1 protein-coding gene and 1 rRNA gene are annotated in these 1288 nt (G+C 58.5%); one reads left to right on the forward strand and one right to left on the reverse strand.

Going from position 1 to position 1288, the window contains the following annotated elements:
• Positions 1–202: 202 nt before the first annotated feature.
• Positions 203–317: ribosomal RNA gene (gene rrf, locus QU481_RS23695) — 5S ribosomal RNA — on the forward strand.
• A 403-nt stretch (positions 318–720) separates the two neighbouring features.
• Here the strand turns inward: rrf and QU481_RS23700 are convergent.
• Positions 721–1288, reverse strand: a 568-nt coding sequence (locus tag QU481_RS23700; protein ID WP_289832391.1) for a transposase, incomplete at its 5' end; no start/stop codon positions are given.

Here is a 1288-nt window from a genome sequence, read left to right on the forward strand (position 1 = left end):
TAGGTCGGGTGTGGAAGCGCTGTGAGGCGTTAAGCTAACCGATACTAATTGCTCGTGAGGCTTGATCCTATCATTTGAGGTACTTCGTGGTGTGAAGTACAGGTGATGTGCGACGAGACGCAATCAATTACCAAGTAACGCTTGAATTCAATACGGTGACGTGACAACGGCACCGGGCTTCGACAGTTTGTACAAGTTAATGTCTGGCGGCCATAGCGAGGTGGTCCCACGCCTTCCCATCCCGAACAGGACCGTGAAACGCCTCTGCGCCGATGATAGTGTGGCATTCGCCATGTGAAAGTAGGTCACCGCCAGACTCCCCACACCACAAGCCCAGCTCATAGAGCTGGGCTTTGTGCTTTACCGCGCCGGAAAGCCCGGCGCGCCCGAGGCACCGTCATGCGGCTACCTCTCCGCCAAGTGCTGCTTCTGGCTACCTCTCCGCATTCTTCACCCAATGGCCTGTGAGGCCCCCCGGAATCCGGGCCAGCAGGCAGTAGACATTTCCGACTCTCATGAGTAGCAGGGTGAGGAAAGCCAAGTGGATGAATGGCACGCTGATATTGAGCACGCCGATATTGAGTTTGTGCTCGCAGCTCTTCACTCAAGTTGACCGAAAAGTGCGATGAGTTATGGCGAAAGCGCCTCCATCCGACACAAGCCGACCTCTGCCTCTGACCTTCGTCGCATCAAAAAAGCGGCCAAGTGGCCTAATGCCGTTCACTTAGCAGATCGAACCTGTTTGATTGGGTAACGGGACGGCAGCTTTTTCACCACGCGGGGGTATTCACGCCCCCGCCGTTGTTTCGGTAGCAACAACTCCCCGAGGCGTTCCCGCAGACGCAGCAAGCGCGCCGGCAAGGTGCCGGGGCTGCTGATCGCCAGCCAGCTCCACTCATAGCGCAAATAATGCAGCGCTGTCGTAAAGCTAAGATCGGTCGGCGCAACCCCCACTTCCCGCGCGATCTCAGCCATCTCCAGTCGGACCAGGTTGTAGGCCAAGAGCGTCCCCCAAACTTCCTGTCGGACGGTCTCTGGAGTGCCACTGCGTAACGTCAATTCGTCCCCCAACATGTCCTGCTTCAGCTCGCGGTAGCTGGTCTCGATCTGCCAGCGCTCCTGGTATTGCGCCGCGATCTCCTTGGCCGGCCACGCCTTGGCATCCAGCAAGGAGGTCAACAAGATGCGCCGGCGCCCATGCCGAGACACCGTTTCGATGGCCCGCGCTTCCCAGTGGGATGGCAGGGCCGGAGTGTGTTCCCTTGCTTGCGGCGACACCTTCATTCGG

This window comes from Crenobacter oryzisoli, assembly GCF_030385785.1.
Lineage (GTDB): Bacteria > Pseudomonadota > Gammaproteobacteria > Burkholderiales > Chromobacteriaceae > Crenobacter_A > Crenobacter_A oryzisoli.